Source organism: Peribacillus sp. NPDC094092, from assembly GCF_050279365.1.
Lineage (GTDB): Bacteria > Bacillota > Bacilli > Bacillales > DSM-1321 > Peribacillus.
Genome location: NZ_JBNNUC010000005.1, coordinates 158,846 through 171,133 on the forward strand (window position 1 = coordinate 158,846; position 12,288 = coordinate 171,133).

Sequence of the window (12,288 nt, forward strand, 5' to 3'; positions counted from 1 at the left end):
GATGTTTTTCCTAATATTGTTTCAGTGATGGAAATTCAAAAAGGATATGGAATCCTTCACTATAAAATGGCCGATCATGCCACCAGTAATAGGAAATACCCCTTTATAATACGGTCATTGGAAGCATGCAGAATTGCAACAAGAAAGATGAGGCTCAGTTAAAGGGCTGTCCTAATGTCGGAGGAATTCGACGACTTTCCGGGCAGCCCTTTTTCTGATAAACATTAGTAATCTTGAACAAATAAAAAAGTTAGTGGAAGCATTAATGATTCTTGTACTTTCTCTTTTTTCAAAAAACAATCCCATTACAAAACAACGCCTTATAATCTGGATGGTTAGCTTTTCTTATTGAACTCTTCTCCCTGTTAATAGAATAACTAAACCTTTTATCCTTCCTCATTAAGGAGGGGCATTCACAATTCTTGTTTAACATGAAAAATTTTCTTGTTCAGTCTAGGGATATACATAACTAAAAAACCAGATCTACCCAAACTAAAGAAGATGAAGGCGAGCCATAAGCCATGATTATCCCAGATCGGGGTTGCAGTGACTTGTACAATAATATACGCCATCAACGCGAAAATCATAGAGTTTCGGACCGGTACAATTTCAGTCGCTCCCGTGAAGACACCGTAAATGACGAGTCCGAAACAGGCTGTGAATGGGAAAATAATTAGCCAAGCTCCATATGTATTCGAAAGCTCGATCACTCTAGGTAAATTCGTGAAGAGTCCAATAATCTGTTCTTGAAATATCGCATAGGCACATGCAATGAAGAAAGCGGATAGAATTGACCATTGCCAGGACAAGGTGAGCGTCTTTTTATATAATTTTTCATCATTTGAACCAATCGCTTTACCTACTAAAATGCTAGATGCATTCGCAAACCCATCAAAGAAATAAGCCATAATATAATGAATCTGAATCAATACAGCATTGGCAGCCAATAGTTCTGTACCAAAAGTAGCACCTTTTGCTGTAAACAAGTTAAAAACAGCTAATAAACAAATCGTTCGAATAAATAAATCCCGGTTAACGATAAACATCTTTTTCATGGAATGTGAATCTATAAGCGTTCCCACAGCTGGCATTTTCCATCGAATCGGTGATGCCTTCAATAAAAGGAGTAAGCCAATTAAGAAGGCTGTGATTTCTGCGATTAAAGTTGCCATAGCCACCCCTTTTACGGCCAAAGAAAATACATGAACAAACAAAATGGCAAGAACCATATTTAGAACATTCATGAACACTTGTAAGAATAAAGATGCTTTAATCTTCGACATGCCCATCAACCAACCAAGAATGACATAATTCATCAAAGTGAAGGGCGCTCCCCAAATTCGAATTCGAAAATATTCCGCTGCAAATTTGCTAACAATGTAATCAGGAGCAATTAGTTTTAAAGCCGCATATTCAATCGGCCATTGCAGGAGGATAAAACCAAGACCTACAATGACAGCTAATAAAAAAGGGCGAAACAAAGCGAGTGCTCCCTGAGCCTGATCGTTTGCCCCATTAGCTTGAGCGGTAAACGCAGAAGTGCTAACTCGCAAAAATCCGAATAACCAATATAAAGTATTAAAAATAACGCTACCTACTGCAACTCCCCCAATATACGCCGGATCTGGAAGCTGACCAACAACTGCAGTATCCACAGCCCCTAATAAAGGGGTTGTCATCGTTGAAATCGTTAAGGGGATGGCTAAAGCAAGGTATGTTCGATGATTCATCCAAATTCCCTCCCATATGTTCTTCAGAAAAAATAATAATAGCCTCGATTATGAAACAGAAATCGAGGCCTTCTTATCAATAAATATAGATTCCAGACTAGGTCTTGTTAGCCCTCGTCGGCAGAGAACGAAAACGCGGATGCCCAGCAAGGATAGAGCCCCTCATCTGTTTAATGACAGGGTGTTCTGACGAAAAAAACTGACTTTTAGAATCGTAAAGTTCGATTAATTCTCCTTTTTCCAGTACACCCAAAGTATCAGCGATTGAATAGGCCGCTTTAATATCATGGGTAATAAAAAGATAAGATAAGCCGAAGTCTTTTTTCAACTCGCTTAATAATTCTAAAATTAGTGTTTGATTAACCATATCTAAACTGCTTACGGATTCGTCTAAGACGATCAGCATCGGCTTAAGAGAAATAGCTCTGGCAATATTAATTCTTTGCAATTGTCCACCGCTAAATTGGTGTGGGTATTTTTTTAAATCCTTCTCACTTAGGCCCACTCTTTCCAATAACTCAATGACCGTTCTTTTTTGTTCGGCTACGGTTAGTTTTTCATAGTTTTCTAATGGCTCGCCTATAATATGTTCGGCCGTCATTCGTGGATTGACAGATGAATGCGAATCTTGAAAAACAACCTGTAGATCTCGGCGTATCTTTTGCCGAATAAGCTTATCAGCAGTATAGATATCATGCCCTTGAAACAGAACCTGTCCTTGCTGTGGACGTTCTAAGCCAAGAATCACTTTACCTAATGTGCTTTTTCCAGCTCCACTCGTACCAAGCAGTCCTAAACATGTTCCTTCGTCAATAGAGAGGGAAATGTCAGTGAGCACTTTTTTAGAATGGTCTTTCCATTTAAAAAACGTATGAGAATTATAGCTATGAGTTACTGCTTTTACTTGTAATAAACTCATTTGTTCACCCCTCAAAAGAATGCTAACTATATATCACAACATATGGGCGATAGGTTCTTCAAGATTTAAGGTAAGTCGGGCATTTAGCAGTTTCTTTGTATACTCATGCTGCGGATTATCGAATAGTTCAAATACATTTGCCGTTTCTACAATTCTGCCATGTTGCATGACGACTACATCATCTGCCATTTCAGAAATGACTCCCAGATCATGAGAAATGAGTAAAATGGATGTTCCATATTCAGAACGAATTTTATCCAAGTGGCGAAGTACTTGTAATTGGTTATGAACATCGAGTGCAGTTGTCGGCTCATCAGCAATAATAACGGAAGGATGTAAACATGCAGCCATTGCAATCATCACGCGTTGAAGCATACCTCCACTCAATTGAAAAGGATAGCTTTTTAATAGTTTCGCGGGATCTGGCAGGTTTACATTTTGCATCGCATCGATGGCAAGCTCTTTTGCTTCTTGCTTACTCAATGAGGTATGAGACCTGATCGTTTCGATAAATTGATTGCCAATAGTAAAAACAGGCGTAAATGAATTCATCGGATTTTGCATAATAAAGGCAATATCCTTGCCACGGATTCCACGTATTTCTTTATGGTCTAACCCATTCAATTCACGTCCTTGGAGGGTAATGCTGCCTTCAATCGTCGTTGTTTTCCGATCAAGAAGCTGTAGTATGGACATACTCGTAACGGTTTTGCCACTCCCACTTTCCCCAACAAGCCCCAGCACCTTCCCTTTTTCCAGTTCAAAATTAATATCCTGAACGAGGGTGGAAGCACCCTTTTTTGTTTGTACTTGCACATGTAGATCGCTGACTGTTAATACATTCGATCGTTCTGTTTTCAATCTTCTCATTCCTTTTTCATTAACGACGTTTGACTCCAAAACGTTCTGATAGCGCTTCACCTAATAAATTGAAGGTGATGACAACGAGCATGATCATCAAACCTGGATATAGCATTAATTCTGGATTCGTCCGAATATAAGATTTCCCTTCATGAATCATTGCCCCCCATTCTGGTGTAGGGGGTTGCACACCTAAACCTAGAAACGACATGGCGGATATATCCATGATCGCCCAGCCCATTTCCAATGTACCCATAACAGCAAGCGGCGGGAGAACATTTGGAACAATATGTTTCTTTATTATCTTCCATTGAGATGAACCGCTTATTTTAGCTGCCGCTATATAGTTTTGTTCTCTCAGGCTAAGTACCATTCCTCGGAAGATCCTTGCGTAATATACCCATTGCACAAGCATCAAAGCTAAGATGACTTGTTTAAGGCCAGGTCCCAATATACCAACAAGTCCAAGAATGAGCAAAAGATTCGGAAATGCCATCACACCATCACAAAGTCTCATTAGCACCTGGTCCACCCAACCACCTTTATAACCAGCAATGGTTCCAACAATCAAACCGATGCCCAAAGATGAAATAAAGATTAATGTGGCAAATCCTAACGAAATGCGAGCTCCATATAAGATGCGTGATAACGTGCATCTTCCTAAATGATCAGTTCCCAATGGATACTGAAAGGAAGAGGGCTGTAGTTTATTAGCTAAATTGACAGCAATAGGATCATTAGGTGCAATCCAAGGAGCCAAAATGGTGATGATAAATAGGAAGCTCAGTATTATTGAACAAAGGACAAACACTTTCTGACTTCTTATCATAATGCGAATACTTGTTATCATTGACGTTGCCCCCCTTTTCTGGAGATGCGTGGATCGATGCACATTTGAATAAGGTCAACAACCAAGTTGCTGATAATGAATAGTCCCGCTGCTAAAAGCACATAGCATTGAATGACAGGAACATCCCGATTAAAAATAGCTTCAATAAAATAACGGCCAAATCCTGGCCAGGAAAAGACCGCTTCGACGATAATGGTTCCTGTCAGCAGCTTTCCTAAATTCATCCCTAATCCAGTGATCATTGGGGATATGGCTATTCTCAATACATGTTTTCCCATAATGACTTTTTCATGAATTCCTCTTGTGCGAGCAAAAAGTACATAAGGCTCCTGTAAATTTTCAAGAACGCTAGCACGTAATAGTCGAGTATACAAAGCTATTAATGGCAAAGCTAAAGTAACGGAAGGAAGAACTAGATGTAGCCAAGTCCCGATTCCTTCAACAGGGAATAGGTCGAGTTTAACAGAAAAGAAAAATATCAATAAATAACCCAGCCAAAAAGAGGGGATGGATGCCCCGAAAAAAGAGAGAAGGCGACTGAAATGGTCAATACCACTGTTTTTCTTTATGCCTGCCAAAAATCCAAGAGGGACACTGACCAGGATAGCTAATATGATGCTACCTATGGCTAACTGAATGGTCGCTGGCATTCGATATGTAACCTCGTCCCAAACAGGTTTATTCGAAACATAAGATATGCCAAAATCAAATTGGCATATCTTAATGATGGAGTCTACATATTGAACATGGAGGGGTTGATCTAAGCCAAACTCATGTCTTTTCTGAGCCAATATCTCATCTGTGGATTGGATATGTGCTGCAGTTAAATATGCCTCAGCTGGGTCCACGGGTGAAAGGTGAATCATTCCAAACGTTAGAAGAGTGGCCAAAAGAAAGATGGGAATTATGGCCATAATTCGTTTCAAGATATAAGTGCCCATGAAAAACCCTCCTGTAACTTACTTCTCGATGCTAATGCCTGTGAATGGATGTTCATCCCGGTTAGCAGGGAATGTAAAATTAGATACATCTTTTTGGTAAACAGCTATTTTCTTAATATAAGAAATAGGTACAATCGCTCCTTGGTCTTGTAGTGATACCAAAATAGTTGAGTAAAGTTCTTGACGTTCTTTTTCATCTGTTGTTCTAGGAACATCTGCAATTTGTTTCAACAACTTATCTCTGTTCGGATAGGATGAAATGGCTTCGTTAAAACCAAATCCTTCCGAACCAACGATGTTTACGAAAGTATGTGGATCATAAGGTGCTCCGTAGTTACTAAAGAAATTCAATTCAAAATCATTAGCTTTAAATCTTTCAATTTGTACCGTAAGCTCAACTCCGACGATATTTAATTTAACTCCTAGTGCCGCCCACTCAGATTGTAATGTTTCTGCCATTGCTTTTTGAATCGATTCTGCAGAGTCGTACATTAACTCGATTTCAAGTGGTTTTCCGTCTTTTTCACGGACGCTTTTTCCTTTTGGAAGCTTCCATCCTGCTTCATCTAATAAAGCTTTTGCTTTTTCGACATTATAATCAATCGCTTTTACATCAATGTCTGAAGTATAAGGGAAGTTTTTCGGTAAAATGAAATCTGCCTTCTCTTCCAACCCAGAAGTCACTCCTTCAACCATTGCTTTTTTATTAAACCCATATTGTAACGCTTGACGAACACGTAAATCCGAAAGCTGCTCTTTCTTCGTATTCATAACTAGTTGTCTTGTCGCAACCGGCTCAGAAATACTAGTCTCATAGTTACCTGTTGTTTCTAATTGTTTGAAAGCATCCAGACTGATAACGCCTTCACCATAAATTAGGTCTAGGTCACCCTTTTCAAAAGCAAGAACTCGGGTTTCAGCATCGGGAATGATCTTGACTTTGATTTTCTTTACTTTAGGGAGTTCACCCCAATAATTTTCATTACGTTTGAAAATAGCATATTCATCTGCTTTATATTCTTCCAAAATCCATGGACCTGTACCGACTGGTTTTGTAATACCTTTAGAAGTGTCACCATCTTTAGGGAATCCAGCCTCACCTAAGAAACGGACTGGACGAACGACGGCCAACTCTTGAATAGTAGGATAATATGGCTCTTTTAATGTTAGTTTAAACGTGTTTTGGTCAATCACTTCCGTTTGATCCACTTTCGGAATAAAGCCCAACCAACTATGTAAATCAACATTTTTCAATATAGCATCAAAGTTCTTTTTCACAATTTCAGCATTAAAACTTGTACCGTCAGAGAATTTCACATCTTGACGCAGGTTGAACGTATATTCCTTCCCATCCTTGGAAATTTCCCAAGATTCAGCTAAATGCGGTTTCAGTTCTCCCCCATCTTGGTAGCTAACCAATGGTTCATATATCATTGATGTAGCGAATAATTGAGAAGGATTATAGACATGCGGATTCATTTCACCTATATCCCTTGGCCAAGCAAAGGTAAGCATGTCTTTATTGTCTTTATTTGAAGTTGAATTTTCTTTTGATTCATTTGTACATCCAAGTAAAAGCGTTGATAAAATTAAAACGATTGCGGATATAAATAACACTTGTTTGCTGCTTCTTCTTTTTGACATAACATTGGTGCCTCCAGTACCATATTGAGAATCATTTTCAATTCTAATGAGTAACTATATTATTGTCAATATAATGTCGAAATTCTCGAAAGATATAAATTTGTTTTGTTAGAAACATATAAATTCAATATCCTTTTCTGTGAAGATGCTACCCCAAATAATTTATCCTACGTCCCAACAAGCCTTCAAAAGTCCAGCGCACCCATTCGTCCTGCCCTGGCTACTGATATAAAAGATTCTATTAAAAAAGGTCGGCCAGTAATTTTACTGTTCGGCCTTAAGAATACGAACGCACCTGTGAATCGAATTAAGGTTCGTCGCTTAAGCAGCAATATTGCGATAGGTGCAATAAGATTCAATGGAATTCTCAACGTTCCTGCCCTTTTTATGCATAAGAAAAGAGCTGATCACAGATTTTTAAAGAACTTGGCTCACTTTTATATGCTTTTTGCTCCCTGCTTGGGTAAAAAATAGTTTTTGCACTTACGTTTAATTAATTGTTAAATTGGGGAAATATAAATTTAATCGATGATGACTTGAAAACTAGGATGGGTATGATGAGAATTACGGTAAAAAAAATCATATATTACCTGATTAAAGTAAGAGGTAGAATCTTTATACCATTTGCCATTTTATACATATTAATTGCTGCGTTTATTGCTTATTCTATAGAGCCACAGACATTCGAATCATATTTAACATCAGTTTACTGGGTTCTTACAACCCTTGCTACGGTTGGTTTTGGAGACTATGCACCGGTCACCGACCTTGGAAAGGCATTTACCATTGGTCTTTACATCACGGGTATTGGACTTGTTAGTCTTTTCATTGGAAAAATCATTAAATCTGTATATCTTATCGAAAAACGTAAAGTTGGTGGAAAAATGAAATATACAGGTAAAAATCATATCATTTTGATTGGATGGAGTGATAAGTCAAAATCGGCACTCCAAGAAATTTTCAAATCCGATGAAACCATTGATCTTGTGATCATTGATAACTTGGAAAAAGCTCCTATGTTGGAGGAGCGTCTGTTTTATGTTCGCGGGGACGCTACCGATGAAGAAACATTACTCCGTGCAAATCTGCCTAGAGCAAAAGGCGTTATCATTTTCGCTGACCAAATAACACAAGATAATTATGCAACGAAAGACCCGTTGCTTGTCGATGGAAAGACATTATTAGTTGCCACTGCCATAACGGACATTGAGGAAAAAACGAGTACATCCATTCATGTCACCGCCGAAGTGATCAATCAAAAGCATATTCGCTTATTCGAGCGTGTAAAGGTGGATGAGTTTATTCCTACACAAGAAATGATCTCCCACGCTGCAGTCCGATCATTATTTTCTCATGGAGTCATTCATATGTATTCTGAACTTATGAGCACAAAGTATGAAGAAACCATGTATGAGATTTCTAAACAAGATGAATGGCGAACCTATCGTGATGCGTTCATAGATCTTCTTAACAAAGGAGCCACACTGGTAGCAGATCGTGGCGATCTTAACATAAACCAAAAATTAGATGAACGGATTCCTGACGATGCACAGCTTTTCGTCATTTGCGATAAAGAGACCATTTCCCAAATTAATTCACATACACATTAGAATCTTTTGGGATGCCTACTAGCATCCCTTTTCATTATTAAACTATACTCCGCCCTTTCGTCATAAGAAAAAGTCTGCCCCAGCAACCTTCCTTTTCGAACAAAAAAAGAACCTTCAATCAAAGATTGATTAAAGGTTCTGTTGTTTTTAATTTCAACGTTACTTCCATTTCCAAAAATTAACTATAAACTAGCTCTTTTTTTTTGCTCAGACCAAGCGTCTCTGAAGTAGAAGTTTGAATTTCGTGCAGAAGCTCTGAATTTTCCATTAGTGACTCCCCATAAGAAGGAATCATTTCTTTAATTTTTGGTTCCCACTCTTTCATACGTTGCGGGAAGCATTTATTAATTACCTCAAGCATAACGTGAACAGCAGTAGAAGCACCTGGTGATGCACCAAGCAATGCTGCAATCGAGCCATCGGATGCACTGACAACTTCCGTACCAAATTGAAGTGTACCTTTGCCGCCTTCTGCAGTATCTTTAATGACTTGTACACGCTGGCCAGCTACTACTAAATCCCAATCCTCACTCTTAGCGTTCGGGATGAACTCTCGTAACTCTTCCATGCGCTGTTCTTTCGATAACATAACTTGCTGGATCAGGTATTTTGTCAATGGCATCTCTTTTGCACCTGCCGCCAACATAGTTAAAACATTATTCGGTTTTACGGAAGTTATTAAATCGAACATTGAACCCGTTTTTAGGAACTTCGGTGAGAAGCCCGCAAATGGTCCAAATAGCAACGATTTTTTATTGTCGATAAAACGTGTATCAAGATGCGGAACAGACATTGGTGGAGCACCAACTTTAGCTTTTCCGTATACTTTTCCATGATGCTGCTCAACAACTTCAGGATTATTACATACCATGAAGTATCCGCTTACTGGGAATCCGCCGATATGTTTCCCTTCAGGAATGCCGGATTTTTGCAGCAAATGCAAGCTTCCGCCCCCGCCTCCGATAAAGACGAATTTAGCATTATGGCGTTCCACGCTGCCAGTATCGACATTACGCACTTTTAATTCCCATGAGCCATCGCTGGCCCGTTTAACATTATCAACACTATGTTTATATTTGATATCGACGTTTTTAGTCTTTAGATGGTCAAACAACATGCGTGTTAAAGCACCAAAGTTAACGTCTGTACCGTAATCAATTTTTGTTGCCGCTATAGAATCATTCGATGGACGGTCTTGCATGATAAGTGGAATCCATTCCATCAGTTTTGCTGGGTCATCGGAATACTCCATACCTTGGAACAGAGGGTTTTTTGACAGCGCTTCAAAACGTTTCTTTAAGAACGCTACATTCTTATCCCCTTGTACCATACTCATATGAGGCAATGGCATGATAAAGTCTTGTGGATTATCAATCAGCTTACAGTTTACAAGATACGACCAAAACTGCAATGAAACTTGGAACTGTTCATTAATTTTAATTGCTTTGCTAATATCTATAGATCCGTCAGATTTTTCGGATGTATAGTTAAGCTCGCACAGTGCAGAATGTCCCGTACCCGCATTATTCCATTCGTTAGAGCTTTCTTCTCCTGCGTTTGCAAGCTTCTCAAATACTTTGATTTCCCATTCCGGTGCTAACTCTTTCAGTAATGATCCCAAAGTCGCGCTCATGACTCCGCCGCCAATTAAGATAACGTCTGTTTGTTTCTGTATGTTGCTCATTATAACCTTCCTTATCCCCTATATTTGCAAAAAAGATGTAGGCGCTCCTGTTTAGGTGTCACCAAAAGCCAGGCACGAACTAGGAACACACCTTTTCTGTCTCCTTATAACTATATCATAATCTATTATTATTATTTCATAGATTAAAATATTCTACTATTACTTTTTTTGCTAAAAAATTGATTTTGTTAAGAATTTAGCTTAAACTTATCCGCCATGATGGTCGAAGAGTAAGATTTCTTCAGGAGCTCCCTCTTATTGAAGGAAGAAACTGTTAGCGAAATAATATTGACACATCAGAAAAAGCAACGAAAATACACATTTATTGACAAAATCGGAAGTGGAATTAGAAGTTTCTGTAACCATTTCCCGAAAAAACATGGACCTTCCTGAAAATGCTAAACAACTACCTTTTTAACTTGGATCATAAATTCCACCCAATAATTAGATATTATAACAATACCAATAATTACTGATAATTAAACCAATATTAGGTATGGACATTGAAAATATTCTTAATTTTAAGACTTATCGAATAGGCCCTTAAAAAGAAATTTTACCCTTTATTATTATTATAAAAAAACATTATTTACGTTATCATTTTCGCAAATAGATATTTTCGGCTTTGTGATCCGATCCTTTTTTTAAAACGAGTTTTGCCCGTCCTTTTGTTGGCAGTATATTTTCATGTAAATTTTTCAAATTAATTTCTTCCCAAATTTGGGTCGCTTGTTTAATGGCTTGTTCTTTAGACAAGTCAATATAACGATGAAAATAGGATTCGGGACTTTGAAATGCGGTCTTTTGAAGTAAAAGGAACCTTTCAACATACCACCGCTCTATATCATTTGCGTCTGCATCTACATAAAGTGAGAAATCAAAAAGGTCACTGACGAATACTTGATTTTCCTTATCAACTTGAAGAACATTAATACCTTCCACTATTAAAATATCCGGATTACAGATAGTCTGCACTTCATTTGGCAAAACGTCATACTTCAAATGTGAGTAGATTGGAACTTCCACTTTATTTTTTCCTGCTTTTACATCCCCGATAAGATTAATTAATTTTTGCGTATCATAACTTTCAGGAAACCCTTTTCTTTTCATCAGTCCTTTTTCTTCTAAAAGATCATTTGGGTACAAAAAACCGTCGGTAGTGACAAGACCTACGTTTCTATGATTATCCCATCTAGATAATAAGGTCTGAAGTAACCTTGCTGTCGTACTCTTTCCTACAGCAACACTCCCGGCAATACCAATGATATAAGGTACTTTTTTATCAGTAGTTTTTAGAAATGAAGAAGTGGCTGTATTAAGCTGTTGAGATGCTTCAACATATAAATTGATTAAACGAGTCAAGGGCAAGTATACCTCTTCTACTTCCTCAATGGATATTTCTTCATTAATTCCTTTTAAGTTATCCAATTCTTCTTCAGTTAAAGGAAGAGGGGTATGGTTTCGCAAAGATGCCCACTTTTTTCGATTGAATTCATGATAGGGAGTATAGGAACCCATGATTTTTCGTTACCTCACTTTTTAGAGTTACTATCAGTTTAACAAGGATGATGTCCATAAAAAAAGATGTTCCCGATCCCTTACATAAAGACCCTATGACTTGATGAAAGAAATTGAATGTATGGAACCAGCAGGCATAAAAGGCGTTCCTGTTAAGGTTAAATGGTTAATCCTTGAATGATAACCCACCTGTCTCCAGAGCATCCCTAAGTATAGGTAAAGAAGCTGGTCCCATACCGTGAAACTTCAAGATTTCTTTTTCACTATATGTTGATAGCTGATGCAAAGAGTTTATCCCATTGTTTTCCAATGCCCGTCTGGCTGGTGCAGAAAGCAATGAAAGAAATCCGGTGTCAGGTTTTCGTTCTTGCTCACATACAGGGCAGGTCGGACAGTCGCTGGATTTATGGTATTTGTGGCCCTTTTCGCAAGTCCTCAAATTCTTCTTTGAAGTTGTCAATGTCAATGTCTCCTTTTCTTATGATTGTTAACTTTCCATCTTAAGAAGTAATAACATCGCAGTTAACTTAC

The 12,288-nt window shown here is 38.2% G+C and carries 10 protein-coding genes; 1 reads left to right on the forward strand and 9 read right to left on the reverse strand.

From position 1 onward, the window contains the following. Positions 1-413: 413 nt before the first annotated feature. The 6 genes from ACQKNS_RS21405 to nikA all read right to left on the reverse strand — a co-directional run bounded on the left by ACQKNS_RS21405 (position 414) and on the right by nikA (position 6,945). Positions 414-1,730 (reverse strand): MATE family efflux transporter, encoded by a 1,317-nt coding sequence (locus ACQKNS_RS21405; RefSeq protein WP_427645271.1) that lies wholly within the window; start codon positions 1,728-1,730, stop codon positions 414-416. 97 nt (positions 1,731-1,827) lie between these two features. After that, on the reverse strand, positions 1,828-2,649 hold the full coding sequence (gene nikE, locus ACQKNS_RS21410) for a nickel import ATP-binding protein NikE (RefSeq protein ID WP_427645272.1): 822 nt from the start codon (positions 2,647-2,649) through the stop codon (positions 1,828-1,830). A 33-nt stretch (positions 2,650-2,682) separates the two neighbouring features. Further along, positions 2,683-3,519: a nickel import ATP-binding protein NikD gene (nikD, locus tag ACQKNS_RS21415; RefSeq protein ID WP_427645273.1), complete on the reverse strand. Its 837-nt coding sequence runs from the start codon at positions 3,517-3,519 to the stop codon at positions 2,683-2,685. Positions 3,520-3,529: 10 nt separating this feature from the next. Further along, the gene (nikC, locus tag ACQKNS_RS21420) at positions 3,530-4,360 is read right to left on the reverse strand and encodes a nickel ABC transporter permease subunit NikC (protein WP_427645274.1); all 831 of its coding nucleotides are present in this window, start codon (positions 4,358-4,360) and stop codon (positions 3,530-3,532) included. Next, positions 4,357-5,301, reverse strand: a complete 945-nt coding sequence (gene nikB / locus ACQKNS_RS21425; protein WP_427645275.1) for a nickel ABC transporter permease subunit NikB — start codon at positions 5,299-5,301, stop codon at positions 4,357-4,359. The genes nikC and nikB overlap by 4 nt, the downstream gene beginning before the upstream one ends. Positions 5,302-5,319: 18 nt before the next feature. Continuing rightward, a complete protein-coding gene (gene nikA, locus ACQKNS_RS21430; RefSeq protein ID WP_427645276.1) occupies positions 5,320-6,945 on the reverse strand; it encodes a nickel ABC transporter substrate-binding protein in 1,626 nt (541 codons plus the stop codon). Between the two features lie 557 nt (positions 6,946-7,502). On the opposite strand from nikA, the gene ACQKNS_RS21435 reads away from it, so the two are divergent. After that, positions 7,503-8,555, forward strand: coding sequence for a potassium channel family protein (locus tag ACQKNS_RS21435; RefSeq protein WP_427645277.1), 1,053 nt, complete (start codon positions 7,503-7,505; stop codon positions 8,553-8,555). 178 nt (positions 8,556-8,733) lie between these two features. On the opposite strand, the gene ACQKNS_RS21440 is transcribed toward ACQKNS_RS21435, so the two are convergent. The 3 genes from ACQKNS_RS21440 to ACQKNS_RS21450 form a co-directional block, all read right to left on the reverse strand. Then, positions 8,734-10,239 (reverse strand): malate:quinone oxidoreductase, encoded by a 1,506-nt coding sequence (locus ACQKNS_RS21440; protein WP_427645279.1) that lies wholly within the window; start codon positions 10,237-10,239, stop codon positions 8,734-8,736. 597 nt (positions 10,240-10,836) lie between these two features. Further along, a complete protein-coding gene (coaA, locus tag ACQKNS_RS21445; protein ID WP_427645280.1) occupies positions 10,837-11,757 on the reverse strand; it encodes a type I pantothenate kinase in 921 nt (306 codons plus the stop codon). A 166-nt stretch (positions 11,758-11,923) separates the two neighbouring features. Then, positions 11,924-12,217 (reverse strand): RNA polymerase alpha subunit C-terminal domain-containing protein, encoded by a 294-nt coding sequence (locus ACQKNS_RS21450; protein WP_427645281.1) that lies wholly within the window; start codon positions 12,215-12,217, stop codon positions 11,924-11,926. Positions 12,218-12,288: the final 71 nt, after the last annotated feature.

What these genes read in the sequence shown, in the direction of transcription:
- ACQKNS_RS21405 (WP_427645271.1), bottom strand. Translation starts at nt 1,730, where the DNA reads ATGAATCATCGAACATACCTTGCTTTAGCCATCCCCTTAACGATTTCA.
- nikE (WP_427645272.1), bottom strand. Translation starts at nt 2,649, where the DNA reads ATGAGTTTATTACAAGTAAAAGCAGTAACTCATAGCTATAATTCTCAT.
- nikD (WP_427645273.1), bottom strand. Translation starts at nt 3,519, where the DNA reads ATGAGAAGATTGAAAACAGAACGATCGAATGTATTAACAGTCAGCGAT.
- nikC (WP_427645274.1), bottom strand. Translation starts at nt 4,360, where the DNA reads ATGATAACAAGTATTCGCATTATGATAAGAAGTCAGAAAGTGTTTGTC.
- nikB (WP_427645275.1), bottom strand. Translation starts at nt 5,301, where the DNA reads ATGGGCACTTATATCTTGAAACGAATTATGGCCATAATTCCCATCTTT.
- nikA (WP_427645276.1), bottom strand. Translation starts at nt 6,945, where the DNA reads ATGTCAAAAAGAAGAAGCAGCAAACAAGTGTTATTTATATCCGCAATC.
- ACQKNS_RS21435 (WP_427645277.1), top strand. Translation starts at nt 7,503, where the DNA reads ATGAGAATTACGGTAAAAAAAATCATATATTACCTGATTAAAGTAAGA.
- ACQKNS_RS21440 (WP_427645279.1), bottom strand. Translation starts at nt 10,239, where the DNA reads ATGAGCAACATACAGAAACAAACAGACGTTATCTTAATTGGCGGCGGA.
- coaA (WP_427645280.1), bottom strand. Translation starts at nt 11,757, where the DNA reads ATGGGTTCCTATACTCCCTATCATGAATTCAATCGAAAAAAGTGGGCA.